11 protein-coding genes, 1 tRNA gene and 2 pseudogenes are annotated in these 15,976 nt (G+C 35.2%); 3 read left to right on the top strand and 11 right to left on the bottom strand.

All coding sequences use genetic code 11. The annotated features are described in order from the left end of the window. Positions 1 to 136: 136 nt before the first annotated feature. Positions 137 to 1,110, top strand: a pseudogene (locus GO684_RS02435) (IS630 family transposase). A gap of 151 nt (positions 1,111 to 1,261) precedes the next feature. On the opposite strand, the gene GO684_RS05560 reads toward GO684_RS02435, so the two are convergent. From GO684_RS05560 to GO684_RS02390, 9 genes are all read right to left on the bottom strand, one after another. After that, complete coding sequence (locus GO684_RS05560) at positions 1,262 to 1,390, bottom strand: hypothetical protein (protein WP_255419649.1); 129 nt, start codon at positions 1,388 to 1,390, stop codon at positions 1,262 to 1,264. A 116-nt stretch (positions 1,391 to 1,506) separates the two neighbouring features. Continuing rightward, positions 1,507 to 2,679: a methionine adenosyltransferase gene (gene metK, locus GO684_RS02425; protein WP_175938608.1), complete on the bottom strand. Its 1,173-nt coding sequence runs from the start codon at positions 2,677 to 2,679 to the stop codon at positions 1,507 to 1,509. A 63-nt stretch (positions 2,680 to 2,742) separates the two neighbouring features. After that, a tRNA-Ile gene (locus tag GO684_RS02420) sits at positions 2,743 to 2,816 on the bottom strand. Between the two features lie 9 nt (positions 2,817 to 2,825). Beyond that, entirely contained in the window at positions 2,826 to 3,095 is a 270-nt protein-coding gene (gene rpmA / locus GO684_RS02415; RefSeq protein WP_175938606.1) for a 50S ribosomal protein L27, read from the bottom strand. A gap of 10 nt (positions 3,096 to 3,105) precedes the next feature. Beyond that, complete coding sequence (rplU, locus tag GO684_RS02410) at positions 3,106 to 3,405, bottom strand: 50S ribosomal protein L21 (RefSeq protein WP_175938604.1); 300 nt, start codon at positions 3,403 to 3,405, stop codon at positions 3,106 to 3,108. Between the two features lie 81 nt (positions 3,406 to 3,486). Further along, on the bottom strand, positions 3,487 to 3,648 hold the full coding sequence (locus tag GO684_RS05195) for an ankyrin repeat domain-containing protein (RefSeq protein ID WP_369408520.1): 162 nt from the start codon (positions 3,646 to 3,648) through the stop codon (positions 3,487 to 3,489). Between the two features lie 881 nt (positions 3,649 to 4,529). After that, entirely contained in the window at positions 4,530 to 4,706 is a 177-nt protein-coding gene (locus tag GO684_RS06010) for a hypothetical protein (protein ID WP_175938602.1), read from the bottom strand. A gap of 81 nt (positions 4,707 to 4,787) precedes the next feature. After that, complete coding sequence (gene gatB, locus GO684_RS02395) at positions 4,788 to 6,242, bottom strand: Asp-tRNA(Asn)/Glu-tRNA(Gln) amidotransferase subunit GatB (RefSeq protein WP_175938600.1); 1,455 nt, start codon at positions 6,240 to 6,242, stop codon at positions 4,788 to 4,790. 1,215 nt (positions 6,243 to 7,457) lie between these two features. Then, the gene (locus GO684_RS02390; protein ID WP_175938598.1) at positions 7,458 to 7,601 is read right to left on the bottom strand and encodes a hypothetical protein; all 144 of its coding nucleotides are present in this window, start codon (positions 7,599 to 7,601) and stop codon (positions 7,458 to 7,460) included. Positions 7,602 to 7,725: 124 nt separating this feature from the next. On the opposite strand from GO684_RS02390, the pseudogene GO684_RS06005 reads away from it, so the two are divergent. Continuing rightward, positions 7,726 to 8,584: pseudogene (locus GO684_RS06005) on the top strand (transposase). Positions 8,585 to 9,380: 796 nt separating this feature from the next. On the opposite strand, the gene GO684_RS02380 reads toward GO684_RS06005, so the two are convergent. Beyond that, positions 9,381 to 9,893, bottom strand: coding sequence for a hypothetical protein (locus tag GO684_RS02380; protein ID WP_175938595.1), 513 nt, complete (start codon positions 9,891 to 9,893; stop codon positions 9,381 to 9,383). 77 nt (positions 9,894 to 9,970) lie between these two features. Next, complete coding sequence (locus GO684_RS02375) at positions 9,971 to 13,096, bottom strand: AIR synthase-related protein (RefSeq protein ID WP_175938593.1); 3,126 nt, start codon at positions 13,094 to 13,096, stop codon at positions 9,971 to 9,973. 98 nt (positions 13,097 to 13,194) lie between these two features. On the opposite strand from GO684_RS02375, the gene GO684_RS02370 reads away from it, so the two are divergent. Continuing rightward, entirely contained in the window at positions 13,195 to 15,870 is a 2,676-nt protein-coding gene (locus GO684_RS02370; RefSeq protein ID WP_175938664.1) for a PD-(D/E)XK nuclease family protein, read from the top strand. Positions 15,871 to 15,976 lie beyond the last annotated feature (106 nt).

Genomic DNA, 15,976 nt, shown 5'->3' with positions numbered 1-15,976 from the left:
TGACTTATGCTAACTATAACAATACATGACAAGAAAAGCTTCTCATGTTCTTATAATAATTCCTACTGTACAAGAAGAAGGATAGACGATAATAGAAAAGAAGCCATATTGAAGTAAGTAAAATAGCGAGGTTTAAATGGAGTTGAAATCAAAATTATTGGATGAAAAAGCAGTGAAATTAGCAAAAGAAATGCTGAAGAAAGTGTGAAATTGCATATGTGTAAAAAAACTAAATACTGTAATTGCACCAAAAAAGCACAGTATAACAGCGTAGCAAGAACACGTTGCATTTCGGGAACAACACTAACTGCATGGATAAAGCACTAAAATTTAGAAGAGAAGAAAAATTGTTCACTCTCCTTCAACGTCGCAAAAGAACTAAATTGGTCAGAGTTAATTTGAATAAGTTGAAGCACAGATATAAGAAAACTCTAACATTATCATTTAAAGAAATGAGGATAAGAATTCAGGAAAAATTTGGCTTAATGTCAGAAAATTTACAGTGCACCGTAATATGCAAAAAATGAAGTTTTCATATGTTACGTCAAGACTAATTTACAATGAACAAGATAAAGGTAGACAGGAAGAGTTAAAAAAAACTTAATGAGACTATTGATAAGCCCATGAATAAGAATCGGTTTGGTACACATTCAAAAGTTAAACACGAGTGATTTAAAAAGGGTATTAGAGCATAGGTTAAAGCAAAATTAAGTAGACAAAATTTTTATTTCTACAACACAGTTAATTCTAGAAATGGAAAGAGCTTTAGCTTATTTGCATCGAATGTCAACATTAATTACATGAATATATTTCTTGAACAAATGTTGCAATATTTAAGAATACGAAAAGCCTTTCTTGTTATGAATTATACCAGTTGGCATAAGTCAAAAAATTTAAATGCACCTAAAAATACCAAGATTATATACCTATCACCATACTCACCCGAGTTTAATCCTATTGAGAGACTTTAGTCACACATAAAAGAGCATCTTGCATAATAAAGTCTATAATATAATTGCTTTGCTTGAGAGCGCTTTATGCAAATTTATTACCTTTCTTTCTCACTCCGCAATTAAACAACCCCGCAATGTCACTTACTTGACTCACTAACAATGAGAATTGGTATTACTTACTTCAGTAAGGCTTCTTTTCCATTATTATCTATCCGTTCCTTACACAGCGGGAATTAGTATTATCTGCAATAGTCAACAAAGTTCGAGTATAATCTGTTATATATAAAAAACCCTACTAAAGGTAGAATCTAAACTTTCCACAATCTAGCGTTGTTCATTAATTCAATATTGAAAGGATGCTCTCTAATCTTTTCAACAAGATTAGATAATTCTCTTATAGCTATACCATAGAACTCCCCTCCTGTTTCCTGTTGCACACTTCTTGAACCTCATAAATAAGAAAATTGCCATTAATGTAGTATAATTATTATGAAAAGCTAATTATACTTAATAATAAGCCAGCACACTAGTATTGAGCTATAAATCAAAAACTTTAGCAATCTAAACAAACTTTCCCATTATTTCGTATACCAAATTCTCTAGAAAGATCAAGAGATAAGTTCAAGTTTTCCCAAGAAAACCCACCATCCTTTCCTGATTCTTTACCAAAGTGTCCATAGCAGGCCGTGCGTTTATATATAGGACGGTTGAGTGATAAATGTTTAATGATACCCCTGGTTGACAAATCTATATCACTCTCAATAAGCCTCTTAATTCTTCTTTCATCTACCGTACTTGTACCAAACGTATCAATGTAAAACGAAGTAGGCTTTGACACACCAATTGCATAAGATAGCTGCACAAGACAGCGCTCAGCCAAACTTGCAAAGACAATATTTTTAGCAAGATATCTTGCCATATAAGCTGCAGATCTATCAACCTTTGTTGCGTCTTTTCCAGAAAATGCTCCACCACCATGTGGAATATAGCCTCCATAAGTATCAACCATAATCTTTCGTCCGGTTAATCCACAATCACCTACTGGTCCACCGATAACAAATCCACCAGCCGGATTAACCAAGAAATTTTCCTCGGCACACATCCAACCTTTAGGCAAAGAAGAAACCACGTAAGGATAAATTATTTCTTTTACTTTTAATTGATTCAGATCTTCAGGATGCTGTATTGAAACAATAATACTTTCAGCACGCACTGGAAGGTTATTCTCATACGCCAAAGTAATTTGCGATTTTGCATCCGGACCAAGTTTTGCTTCCTTAACCATACTCATGATGTTTTTCAGAATAGAGTGCGCATAAAAAATAGGCGCTGGCATGAGGGCTTCTGTTTCTATTGTTGCATAGCCATACATTATGCCCTGATCTCCAGCACCTTGACCTACCCCTACAACGATGTCGCTTGATTGTTCATGCAGCAATATATTTACTTTGACTTTTTCCCAATGGAAACCATCGTGCTCGTAACCAACGTCTTTTATTGTATCTCTTACAATACTTTCAATTCTGCTATTTGTAATGTTAGGCCCAAATACTTCCCCAGCTATAATAACATTATCTTTGGTAACTAAGGTCTCTATTGCAGTTCGTGAGAAAGGGTCAGTCAAAAGATATTCATCAAGTATTGCATCCGAAATTTGATCTGCTACTTTGTCTGGATGACCAGCCGCAACCGACTCACTAGTTATTAAATTTTCACGTAAACTCATGCTTTAGATTTGCTTATACAATAAAAGTTATTATAGGAAACCTAGCTAGTAACCACCAAATAGTGGGCCTGGGAAGAGTTGAACTTCCGACCTCACGCTTATCAGACGTGCGCTCTAACCACCTGAGCTACAAACCCCTAATTTATTCAAGCTGAAGCCTGTATATTATCTACAGGTACAATATCAATAAAAGTCCTTTTATTTACTGACTTTCTAAATCTAATCCAGCCTTCCACTTTAGCAAAAATCGTATGATCTTTACCCATACCAACATTTTTTCCAGGATGAAATTTTGTACCCCTTTGACGAACAATTATATTACCAGGAATAACTTTTCCGTTCTTTTTTACTCCTAACCTACGGCCTGCGGAATCTCTACCATTACAGGAACTACCACCTGATTTTTTAGTTGCCATATCTTACCCCTTATTCTTGAATAATTTCATTGATACGAAGAACAGTTATATACTGCCTATGACCAGTCTTTCTACGGTAATTCTTTCTTCTCTTCTTTTTAAAAACTATAATTTTTTCTCCTCTATGCTGCCCAAGCACTTCAGCCTTAACAGTAGCATTAGTTGAACAAGATAAACCGCTATCTAAAAAGTAAACTACTTTATCAATCTCTACCTCTTTTCCTTCCTCAACTTCCAATTTTTCTACTTTTATTACACTACCTTTTTTTACTAAATATTGCTTTCCACCCGTTTCAATTACTGCAAACATAACAAATACACACTTTCACTGCTAATTTTAATTGTAAAGGATATCATATAGGACGTCAAGACAAATTCCTCTTAAGCTACATCAAATACTTTCACTAATCATAAAAACTGCACCATGAGCTAAAAGCAACTCCATAAGTTCTTGGTGATTACACTCAGCAGCACAGTACAATGCTGTCTTGCCTTTATTATTTTCAACGTTAACGTCTGCGTTGTGTTTTAGTAGTATTTTTGCTACGTCAATCCTCTATCTTATAACAGCCCAGTGCAATGGAGCGTTACCATTCTTACATCAATTCCTACTGTACAAGGAACGGATAGATAATAATAGAAAAGAAGCATACTGAGGTAAGATAGCGAAGTTTAAATGGCGCTGAATCAAAGTTATTGGATGGAAAAGTTGTGGAATCAGCAAAAGAAGTGCTGAAGTAAAGTGCAAAACAACGCATACGTTGCAAACAAACTAAATGCCGCAACTGCAGCTTGAACGAGTTAAAGTATAGATACAAGAAAATCCAATATTACCATTAAAGAAGAATAAGAATCCAGGAAAAACTTGACTTGAACGTCAGCAAGTCTACAGTACACTCTAATACGTAAAAAATGAAGTTTTCCTATATTGAGACTATTGGCAAGTATCCTGAACAAGAGTTATTTCCCTTTGATAAATCACGGTTCGATACACATTCGAAAGTTGGACATGGGTAGTTTAAAAGGGCGTTAGAACACAGGTTAAAGTAAAATCAGGTAGATAATTTTTTCTCCACAGTGCAGTCAATTCCAGAAATGGAGGAAATTCTAGCTTGCTTGTACCTAATGTTAACACTAATTTTATGAATATATTTCTTGAACAAATATCATAATATTTAAGAACACAAGAACCCTTTTTTGTAATGGATTACTCTAGTTAGCATAAGTCAAAAATTTAAAGGTACCTAAAAATATCGAGATTATATACTTATCACCACTCTCATCAGATTTCAATCCTATTGAGAGACTTTGGTTGTATACAAAATAGAACACTTTGCGCAATTAAAGTCTATAGTACAATTTCTTTGCTTGAGGGTGCTTTGTGCAAACTTATTACCTCTCTTTCTCATCCCGCAATTAAACAACTCTGCAATGTCACTTATTTGACCTATTAATAATGAAAATTAGCATTAGGTGCTTTATCCATAATGAAACATATTTTTGCACGGCTGTTATACTGTACTTTTTTTTTGCTGCAATTACAGCACTTAGTTTGTTTGCAACATATGCGTTACTTTGCACTTTCTTCAGCACTTCTTTTGCCGATTCCACAACTTTTCCGTCCAATAACTTTGATTCAGCGCCATTTAAACTTCGCTATCTTACCTCAGTATGCCTCTTTTCCACTATTATCTATTCGTTCCCTGTACAGTGGGAATTAGCATAATCACTTAACTTTTCACTCAAAACCAAGTTCACAACATCAGGACTGGCTTTTCCTTTGGTAAGTTTCATGGCTTCACCGACAAAGAATCCGTATAGTTTTGTTTTACCACTTTTATATTCTTGAACCTTACCTCGGTTGTCATTGAAGATTTTGTTGATAATTTCTGATATTTGACCCTTATCGGTTATTTGCTTCAGGTCCTGCTCTTTTATAATTAAAGATGCTGGCTTGCCAGTTTCAAACATAATATCAAAAATTTGCTTACCAAGCTTAGCAGAGATCGTTTCATCAACAATAAAGTCCAAGAGTTCGGATAAGGCATCTGCTTTGATTGGGGAGCTTGTGATATCAATGCCTGCCTTATTTAAGCGACCAAAAAGCTCTACAGTTAGCCAAGTAACAGCAAGCTTTGAATCGTGCTTTTTTATCAATTCTTCAAAATAATTAGCAATTGCCTTATCAGAAGTGATGACATCAGCATCGTATTCGTTGATACCTAATTCTCCAATGTATCGCAGCTTTTTTTGATCTGGCAATTCGGGCAAAAATGACCTAATAGAATCGATTTTATCCTGAGTTATCTCAATAGGCAGTAAATCTGGTTCAGGAAAATATCTATAATCACTTACATTCTCTTTGCTTCGCATCACTTTTGTTTTCCCTGAAGCAACATCAAATAACAAGGTATCTTGACTTATTTCTCCCCCACTTTCCAAAATTCCAATTTGCCTTTGTATTTCATAATCTATAGCTTGCACAATATAACGTATTGAGTTCAGGTTTTTTATCTCGCAGCGGGTGCCGAATGTGTTACTGCCTTTTGGGCAAACAGAAACATTCGCATCACAACGAAGTGACCCCTTTTCCATATCACCATCACATGAGCCAATGTAACGCAAAACCTGCCTCAACTTTTTCATAAATTCGGCAGCTTCTGCAGATGACCGAAGATCCGGCCCCGAGACAATTTCCATTAAAGCAACCCCTGCACGATTTAAATCTATATAAGTTTTACTCTTTTTATGAATGCTCTTTCCTGCATCTTGCTCTAGATGAATTCTAGTGATTCTTATTTCTTTCTCATTATTATTGATAAATATTTTACCATTTTTAACTATTGGCTCAAAAAACTGAGTTATTTGATAACCTTGTGGCAAATCTGGGTAAAAGTAATTTTTCCGATCAAAGTAAGAGCTCTTGTTAATTTCTGCAGAAAGCGCAAGACCAGTGCGTATCGCCTGCTCTATAGAGTGGTAGTTCAGTATTGGTAGTGTACCTGGCATTGCCGCATCAACCAGAGAAACTTGAGTGTTATGTTCAGCACCAAATTCAGTTGATGAGCTAGAAAATAGCTTTGTCTTAGAGGAAACTTGAGCATGCACCTCAAGCCCAATTACTACTTCCCAACCCCTTTTTATCATGCATTTAATTCAAATTATAATCCTAACATTCTGCAAAATTAGCACAACAAGTCAAAACAAAACTCATGCTTTTATATTTTATCTTAACTTTTCAACCCATAGTTAAGCGCAATGTATACTAAAAATACAAAAAATCACTTAACAAACCTCGGCAGTCCCTTTGATCATAGCAGTGAAGTACTTAGTTATCTTCAATCTGTGCAGATTAAACAAAGAAATACTCCATAGTTGAAATCTTGTGTTTAATCTTCTGCATTATTATATGTACGCCTTATGCCTTTACAACATTTCCTAGATTTTTACCCACATAAGCCGAACGCGTTTACAAAGTGTTTAAGACAGTATAAAACGCCAATTTATAGGATTAGAGAGTAGCAATTCCTACCACGTGATTTCTTTCACCTTTTTTCCGCTCAGTAAATTTCCTAAATTTTATGACTAAAGGCTAGTTGCAATAAAAAGCAGTTAAATCACAGTTATTAAGTGTTTTAAACATAAAAAAACCCAATGTTTTTTAACCAAGGTTTCTTCTGCTTTTTTTTCCACTTGGTAAATTTTTCAAATATTTTTACTACCATCGTTCCGCTGTTTGTTAGTGAGATTTAAAGATACCGCGAACAAATCGTGGTAACGATGAGGGAGAGCAGCTGATAAACTGCTATTTCAGATTTGCATGGCACTATTATAAAACAAACCAGTACCATATTTAACAGGGAGATTGGAACAAGGGATATTAAGAACTTCATACCAACCCTCACTATTAATCAGTTAAATAAGTGACATTGCAGAGTTATTTAATTGCGGAGTGGAGAAAGAAGGTAATAAATAGGATTGAGCTCAGGTGAGTATAGCATCAGGCATACAACCCCGATGTTTTTAGGTGCCTTTAAATTTTCTGATTTATGCCAACTAGTACAATCCATACAAGAGAGGCTTCTCGTGTTCTTAAATATTGCGATATTTATTCAAGAAATATATTCATACGGTTAGTGTTGACATTCGGTGCAAATAAGCTAGAATTCTCTCCATTTTTAGAATTAACTGCACTGTAGAGATAAAAATTCTGTTTACCTGATTTTACCTTAACCTGTTCCTAACTCCCTTTAAAACCCGCGTCCAACTCTCGGATGTGTACTAAACTGCAATTCATCAAAGAAAAATAACTCTTGTTCAGTATACTTATCAATAGTCTCACCAAGTTTTTTTTAACTCTTCCTATCTACCTTCATCCTGTTCATTACAAACTGGTCTTGACGTAATATACGAAAACTTCATTTTCTGCATATCAAGGCATGCTATAGATTTGCTGACACTCAAGCCAAATTTTTCTCGATTCTTATTTCTCATACCAATTCGCACTGCAAAAGTAATGGATAGACAATAATGGAAAAAGAAACTATGTCAAAGTAAGTAAAATAAAGAGGTTTAAACGTCATTGAAACCAAAATTGTTGGATGAAAAAGTCGTGGAATCAGCAAAAGAAATGCTGAAGAAAGTGCAAAATGCATAAGCTGCAAAAAAAATTAAATGCTGTAATTGTAGCAAAAAGCACAGTATAATAGCCGTAGCAAAAATATGTTTCATTTCAAGAACGGCACTAACTGCATGGATAAAGCACCTAATAATTTGGAAGAGAAGAAAAATCGTTCACTCTCCCTCAACACCGTAGAAAAATTAGATTGAATCAGAGTCAACCTGAACAAGTTGAAGTACAGGTACAAGAAAAACCCTAACATTACCATTAAAGAAATGAGATAAGAATCCAGGAAAAATTTAGCCTGAATGTCAGCAAGTCTACAGCACACTGTAACATGCAAAAAATGAAGCTTTCGTATATTGAGACTATTGGTAAGCATCCTAAACAAGAGTTATTTTTCTTTGATGAATCATGGTTGGACACGGATGTTTAAAAGGGCGTTAGAATACAGATTAAAGTAAAATTAGGTAGACAAATTTTTATCCCCTACAGGCCGTTAATCCTAGAAATGGAGAGAGTTCTAGCTTATTTGCACCAAATGTCAACACTAACCGTATGAATATATTTCTTGAATAAATATCGCAATATTTAAGAACACGAGAAGCCTCTCTTGTATGGATTGTACTAGTTGGCATAAATCAGAAAATTTAAAGGTACCTAAAAATATCAAGATTATGTACCTACTACCATATTCACCAGAGCTTAACCCCATTAAGAGACTCTCTAGTTATAAAAATAGAACGTCTTATGCAACAAAGTCTATAATAGAATTGCTTTGCTTGAGAGCGCTTTGTGCAAATTTACTACCTCTCTTTCTCACTCCGCAATTAAACAACCCTGCAATGTCACTTATTTAATATATTAATAATGAGAATTAGTATTACTGTTTGGATAATTATGTGTTATAAGATCTTACCCGTTTAAAATAAAGTCTAGTGTCACTTCACGCTAAATGTGGTGGTATCCAATGGGTAAGTCGGTTATAGGGCTGCATTTACATGCAGCACACATTGCGCTATCTGCTATTGACCTAAAGAGTGAACTATTTTTATAGGAACTACCATCCGCCACATCAGCCATAATTATTTTGCCTTGATTGAATAACAATAAGTTAATTTTTACACTAAAATCTTCTTTGCAAGCTATGCTTCCAGAAATGCTCCAGCATTTTGTGAGCTTGTCTCTTACAGAGACGATAACTTTTGCTACGACTAACTCACTCTCTTTATTATCGATACTTTTTTTGCTTTCTACCCACTTTTTGTCTCTCTAGGCTTTGCAACATCTCTTGATTTTTCATTTATACGCTCTTTTTCTTCTTGGAACCGGAGTAGATTCTTCACCTTTGTCAATAGCGACTTCTTCTTACATTTCAATAATTTGTATGGGCTTTTGCTGAAAGTAATGAAAAAAGCAAAAGGCAACCTAAGGATAGAAAAGGAACATAGTTAGAACAAAGAAAACGCATATGTTGAAATCTATTTTACTAATTTAAAGCCAATATATTTTAGTTAGTTCACTGTGAAATACCATACCACCAAAGTAAACAACAGGCCCTAGTGTGCAAAACTACTATAGCTAACTTAAGCTTGCAGTAGCTAGCACCTTGTTAGCACAAACTACTCGACTTTAGAAATATGAAATTACTGTCGGAAAGCAAGTTAGGCATAAAGCTTAGTATATTTTCTTTTTGCCAGATAAAATAAATGTGCTGCTACAAATAAGCAGATGCTTAACATTGATGCATAGGAAAACTTAAGAGCCAAGTCTCTGATACATATTGATAAGCACTTGTCTACAGAAAATTTGTACAATAGCCCAAAATACATAACTGTACTATCAATTACTGATACTGTGATTAAAGTAATGAAATTTGTTATGTGGAACCCAAACTTGGATTCCAATTTTTCAAAAAAGATTATACTCGAAAAGAGGGATACTAAAACTGCAGTGTATGAAGTTAATATCATCAAGCTAAAATCCTGCCACTTAAGAATACAACATAATAACGTGCATGTTATTAGGCCATACATAGCTTTTCTCTTACCATAAAACTCAACTATTAAATTTACAACTAAAGCAGCCACTGTAACTAAGGCAGCGCATATTATCAACTTATTTAAATTGTTGAGCAAAGAAAGACTAATAAATAAAACAATTAATAAAATAGACATAATTACCCACCCCAATATAGCAATATACATTTATTCTAAGTAAACATCACACATAGTGAAAGAATTATTTAGCATAATCAAAAAATATTTAAACTAGCATAACATAATCCTAAGTCTTTTAAATCTACTTTTAAAACATCCCTGATATTTAGAACTTTCTCGTCTGTCACTTTACCAATACACGAATAGACTACACCTTTAAATAATTGTTCAAACCTCCTCTGGTTCTGTGGTGCGATAGTAACTAAAATTCTACTTTGCGATTCAGAAAACATTATTATTTTGTTTATCGTATCCGCATTTTGTGTTTTCCCTACTGGCACCAGTGAAAAATCAATTTCGGCACCTAGATTCCCTGCAATTAGCGATTTTGCTAAAGCAATAGCCAGCCCTCCTAGGTTTGGTGCAATTGCAGAAGCAACGATGCCTTCTCTTACTGCATAGTTGAAACGCTCGTATAACTTTCTGGCGTTCTTTGCATCAACTTTTGGTACATTGTTGGTGTTTATTCCACTATATAATTGATATTCAGATCTACCAAGTTCATCGCCGGTTGTACCGAGCACATATATCAAGTCCCCTGGCATTTTCACGTCAAGCGATACTGCATTTTCAATATTTTCTATAATCCCAACTGCTGAGATGAGCAATGAAGGTGGTGCAGAGATTATCACTTCCTTACCATTTTCAGCATGGCCTTTAAAGTCGTTAAACATACTATCTTTTCCAGATATAAATGGTGTTTTAAATGCGGTTGCGTAATCATAACAAGCCTTTGCAGCTCTTTTTAGTTGCCACAGCCTTTCTGGATTGTAAGCATCACACCAGCAAAAATTGTCAAGCAACGCTAGATGGTCTATATTTCCTCCTGCGGCTATATAGTTACGTATGGCAGTGTCAATTGCACATGCTGCCATATGATAAGTGTCAATCTCTCCATAACTTGAGCCAAACCCTTGAGATTTCACAACACCTTTGCTTGAAGAAAGAATTGGCCTTAAGACAACAGCTTCACTGCATACTCTTCCCTTGCCCTGTAATGGTTTTAACACTGAAGACCCTTGAACTTCATGGTCATATTGCACCACTATGAACTCTTTGCTGCATATATTCGGTCTGCTTAGCATCTCTTTTAGTTCAACTTCCGGGCTCAGTGTTATTCCAGCGCATAACGTTGGAGTAGCAGTAATTTGCCCAGACCACGGCTTTGTTTTTAAGTGCATCTTAGGATTACCGTCATGCAGAAACTCAGTTTCAATATTCATTATTGGTGGGATGGAAGGGATTCGAACTATCAACACACCTGTATTATTGAACTCTCCGATCACGCTGACCTCCACATCATGCTTTTCCATGATTTGCTTAAGCATAGGTAGATTTTTTTCTGGCACCGCTAAGGTCATTCTCTCTTGTGATTCTGATATCCATATTTCCCATGGAGCCATACCATCACTTTTAAGTAGAATCTTGCTTAAATCAACCTCAAATCCATCCTTTCCCATTTCACCAACGGACGATGATAGGCCACCTGCCCCGTTATCTGTTATCGCATTGTAAAGACCGAGGTCTCTTGCTTCTATGACAGCATTGGATAATTTTTTTTGTGTTATGGGATCTCCAATTTGCACGACTGTTGAGGTGCTATTTCCTGACAACGCCTCTGAAGAGAGCGTTGCACCATGAATTCCATCCCTTCCAACTCTCCCCCCGATAATTACGATCTTATCGCCATTTTGGGGCTTTTTAACATGTGAAGGTACATTGTTTATATTGCGCGGAATAATTCCTACGCTTCCAACAAAGACTAATGGTTTTCCACAAAATCTGTCGTCAAAATATATCGATCCAAGTTGTGTTGGAATGCCAGAGCAATTACCAGCAATATTAACGCCGTGAATCACCTCTTTCATAATATATTTTGGTGGCAAAATTTCATCAGCACGCTCTTTGTCCCTATAAAATTTGCCTTTTGCTTCTTTGGCAAAGCAAAAATAGTAAGTATTCATTATAGGCTCTGCACCTTTGCCAAAACCCACTATATCACGATTAACTCCAAGCACTCCAGTCATTGCTCCACCAAATGGATCAAGAGCTGAAGGGCTATTGTGAGTTTCAACTTTATCTACAATCAGGTAATCGTCATCAAAAATTATTCCTCCTGCATTATCGGAAAAAACTGACACGCATATGTTAGAGTTTATCTCATGCGTTGCACGCTTAATATAATGCGCATACAAGCCGTCTTTTATTTCATCAATTGGAGAGCAGAAGATATTGTGCTTGCAGTGTTCAGACCAAGCCTGTGCTAGAGACTCAAGTTCAATATCATATGGGTTTCTACCGAGTTTGTTGAAATAATCCCTTATGGCTTTCATTGCTACGAGAGAAAGTCCTAAGGTGCCATTACCATTGATTCCACCTCTACTGATTTTTTCAAGCTCTTGATCACTTATATTAAGGTTAACAGGCTTAGCTCTAACCTCCATGCAACGTGTTTTAGTATGTAAATGTTGTAATTTACAGGCAGTTTGCATAGAAGGTGGTGTCATTTCAGCACTTGATACTGGAATCCAGTTTTCATTATGCAATTGCTTAGTTCCAGTTAAGTTTTTTAGATCCCAGTGTCTTGGTGCTGGGATGATATCCTTTAATTTACCATAATGCTTCCAATGGCAATTGCCGTTTTCTTTATAAATAAGTGTACAACACTCAGTGAGTGGGTTGAATTCTATATCGCCTTCAATTAGCAAATTTCCTTGCCCTAGAATCAATCTAGAACTTCTTGCTTTTATCTCAACTGGTGTCATTTCAGCGCTTGACACTGGAATCTGCTCTTTCCCTTTCTGAATCTCAGTATCAAGCACTGGAATGACAGATAGATCGACATAGCCCTTACTTATTAAATACTCTCTAACGATTTGCTCTGATGTGTTGCCGACATTATCGGTCATGCCAGGTAAGAAGCTTACTTCTAAGCCCCACTCAGCTTGCAACTCTATAAAATCATATCGGACTTCTTCGAAGTTTTTATTGTAGGAGTAACAACGGCAGTCTTGTATGGTTTCATTATAAAATAGCTTACAAATTTCTTTATATAATTTTGATGGTAACTCTTTACTTATGTAGATCGAATAAACGTTAACTAGCCATCTGTTGTCAACTTGTTCGCATTTATTTAAAACCTCTATTCTGATATTTACCATGTAATGTTAAAAGATTTTAACGTATAATAACATTAAGAAATTGTAAGCGCACTTATATTTTGCTGTACAATAAAGCATTGTATTAATTGCTATCTTTCGTGGGAAGAATTTTTACTATTAATGTGAATGAACACTTTTTCGATACACTGGTTCAGCACATATTTTCTGAGTATGAGAAAGAAAAAATTTCCAAGATAAAAGTAATACTTCCTTGCAAAAGCGACGTGATAGCAATGCTGAGTGCATTCAAGAATTATGACGCTAAAAAATGCATAATTTTGCCAGAGATAGTTTCACTAGAGAACATTGATGAGAAAGATTCAATATTAAATCTTGATAGGATTAAAGTTATCAAGCCAACAAAAAGGACACTACTATTGATCCAATTCATATTGGAGTGGAATAGAAAAAATAACGACAACTTCCCAATAGATTTAGCTTATAGCTTGCAATCACTACTTGATAAGATTCAATGCACTCAAATAACAGATGATTATCAACTTGACAACCATTCAAAGAAAATAGAGAATTTCATAAACTTACTTGTTGAAACTTGGAGTAAAACTCTAAAAGATCTAGAAGTAGTGGATATATTAAAACATAAAAGTGACTATATAAATAATATGGTAGTCTCTTTACAGGAAGATCAACATATAATTTTTGTTGGAATTGGAAAGGGTGAGATCTACAAGTTATTGATTAAGGTTATATATGAATTGCCATTTGGAAAGATAATTTTACCCAACCTAAATTTGAAAATTAAAGAGAAGGATTGGAAATCGCTTGATAAAAGACATTATCAATATTGCCTAAAAGATCTGCTAGGTTATTTAAGTGTAAGCAGAAAGGACGTGAGTTTCCTACCAGAAGTACTTCTTCCAGCACATAACACTGAAATCTGTAACCAGAGAACCGGGATGACTGTAGAATATCTAGATTACATCTTTGATACTACCGCTGATCTAAGCAAAGTTAGTGACGGGTACATAGAAAATATTGAAGTTATCACTTGCGATTCTAGGAAGGAAGAATCACAAGTGATATCATTAATTATAGAGAATGAAGGTTATGAAAATGTTTCTTTAGTTGTCTTTGACAAATTGCTCGCAGCTTGCATGGCATGTTCCGCATCAGAAAACTACCCCTATATAACGCTCTTGCTCTATAGTATCGAGGTTTTGACTTCAAATTGGAATAGTGTAGCATTACTTTCGCTCCTTAAACATAAACTAGTAACTTTTGGTTATGCTCAAGAAGAGTACAATAAAATTTTATCTGAGTTTGAAATAGAGATATTACGTAGCTTTAATACAAGAGGCCTTGATGACATTATAAAAGCTATTAATACCCATAAAAAGCTAAGACACAAAGAAGGTATATTACTCATTATCAGCAAGTTAGAGACTGTACTTAATCCTTTACTTAATTCTATGAATTGCCCTATTTCTGATGTAGTAACAGCTCATTTGCGGTGTGTTAGTATGCTGTCTAGTGTGAATTTTTTGGAGTTAAGTAATGAAATGGGTAATTTTACCCATGATTTCTCAAATGCAAGCGAAGGTATGGCAATTAAGTGCTCCTTGGAGTTATATAGCCAGATTCTGATCTTGTTTTTAAGAAAAGAGTTTTTTTCTACAGCAAGCGACTTAAATAAATTTAGTTTATATCATAATAAAGTTGTAATACTTGCTGGATTCAATGACATACCAAGTTTTCAAAGTCCATTTTTGAATGCACTGATAAGAGAAAAGTTCAGCCTCCCTTCTGTACAAGAGGAACAGGGGTATTTCTTATATAATTTACGCAACTTATTTTGTGCAAGTAAAGTTTACATTACAAGATTGCTGAGCAATAGGAAGCCAATTCTATTGCGTCGTCTAGAAATTCTATTACAGGAGTCAAAGCACCCTTATCGTGATTGGCTAAGAGTATTAAATATGCCTGAATGTGCTACCCCGTGTGCTCAACCTATGCCAAAACCTCAAACTAAAGTTAGAGAAGAAAAAATGCAAGTGATGTCTTGCAGTGCGGTAGAAAAGCTGATCCGCAACCCTTACTCATTTTACGTTGAATACATACTAAAACTTAAACAATTGAAAGACTTAAATTTCAAGCCTTCAATATTGGAATTTGGCACCATGGTACACAACATTCTTGAGAGGTATTTACGCAACAGAAAATCGCCAATGAGCATTGCACAAGAGGTGTATTCAACTAGTCAGTTTAACTTTTCAAATATGTGGTGGGTAAGACTGCAAGGGATAATTCAATCTTTTGTTGAATTTAATAAGGCTAGAAGCAATCTTGTTGCGTTGGAAAAGAGCTTTTCCTATCTGGTAGCCTGTGTTCCTGCGCACAATGCTAAAGCTACTTGGAAGCTACAAGAAGTTTCTCTAACAGCAAGATGCGATAGAGTTGAGTATCTGCCAAATGGACAAGCGGCAATTATAGACTACAAGCTTGGTTTGCCACCTTCCAATAAAGAAGTTATGTCAGGATTTTTTCCGCAATTAATTTTACAAGCTTTAGCGGTAGAACACACAACCGGAAAAGAAGTTTCAGAGCTTGCTTACTGGAAACTTGACTATGATAAAATAAAAGTTATTTTCCTAAAAGGTTACAGGCAAAAAATGCAGGAGTTTCAGAGTTATTTGCCAGATTTTTTATCCCATTATTTAAAAAATACTGTTCCCTTTATTGCCTCTCCATATTTTGATAAATTCCTAAGGTTTAACAGCTATAAACAACTAGAAAGGGTGGGAGAGTGGTTGTAAACCATCAATTCCCACTGTGCAAGGAACGGATAGAAAATAGTAGAAAGGAGGCCATACTGAGTAAGTAAAACAGCAAAATTTAAATGGCATTGAAATCAAAATTATT

This window comes from Wolbachia endosymbiont of Litomosoides brasiliensis, from assembly GCF_013366805.1.
Classification (GTDB): Bacteria; Pseudomonadota; Alphaproteobacteria; order Rickettsiales; family Anaplasmataceae; genus Wolbachia.
The sequence above is the reverse complement of the archived record's forward strand: the minus strand, read 5'-3'. Positions and strand labels throughout refer to the sequence as shown.

Coding starts and splice junctions, on each gene's coding strand:
- gatB (WP_175938600.1), bottom strand. CDS start 6,242: ATGATAAAAAGGGGTTGGGAAGTAGTAATTGGGCTTGAGGTGCATGCT.
- metK (WP_175938608.1), bottom strand. CDS start 2,679: ATGAGTTTACGTGAAAATTTAATAACTAGTGAGTCGGTTGCGGCTGGT.
- GO684_RS02380 (WP_175938595.1), bottom strand. CDS start 9,893: ATGTCTATTTTATTAATTGTTTTATTTATTAGTCTTTCTTTGCTCAAC.
- GO684_RS02375 (WP_175938593.1), bottom strand. CDS start 13,096: ATGGTAAATATCAGAATAGAGGTTTTAAATAAATGCGAACAAGTTGAC.
- rpmA (WP_175938606.1), bottom strand. CDS start 3,095: ATGGCAACTAAAAAATCAGGTGGTAGTTCCTGTAATGGTAGAGATTCC.
- rplU (WP_175938604.1), bottom strand. CDS start 3,405: ATGTTTGCAGTAATTGAAACGGGTGGAAAGCAATATTTAGTAAAAAAA.